The sequence below is a fragment of the Micromonospora sp. RHAY321 genome (assembly GCF_023896955.1).
In the GTDB taxonomy this organism is placed as follows: Bacteria; Actinomycetota; Actinomycetes; order Mycobacteriales; family Micromonosporaceae; genus Micromonospora.
In genome coordinates this window covers 1-417 of record NZ_JAMHIW010000044.1, presented here as the reverse complement: position 1 = coordinate 417, position 417 = coordinate 1, and the positions used below count along the sequence as shown (strand labels likewise).

Sequence of the window (417 nt, the reverse complement as noted above, 5' to 3'; positions counted from 1 at the left end):
CTGCTCGTCGCCGGCAACGGCGGCAGCGCCGCCGAAGCCCAACACCTCACCGCCGAACTCGTCGGCAAACTCCACCACGACCGCCAACCACTGTCCGCCATCGCCCTGCACGCCGAAACCAGCACCCTCACCGCCATCGCCAACGACTACGGCTACACCGACGTCTACGCCCGCCAAGTCCGCGCCCACGGCCGACCCGGCGACATCCTCCTCCTCCTCACCACCAGCGGCACCAGCCCCAACCTCCTCACCGCCGCCCACACCGCCCACGACACCGGCCTCACCACCTGGGCCCTCACCGGACCCGCCCCCAACCCCCTCGCCGACACCTGCCACGACACCCTCGCCATCGCCTCCCCCGACACCCAGGTCGTCCAGGAACTCCACCTCGTCACCAGCCACCTGCTCTGCGAATAC

Annotated in this window: 1 protein-coding gene; it reads left to right on the top strand. The window is 70.5% G+C overall.

Annotation, left to right across the window (positions count from 1 at the left end):
• Positions 1 to 417 (top strand): SIS domain-containing protein (locus M8C17_RS31730; RefSeq protein ID WP_252420477.1); only part of this gene is annotated, 417 nt, incomplete at both ends.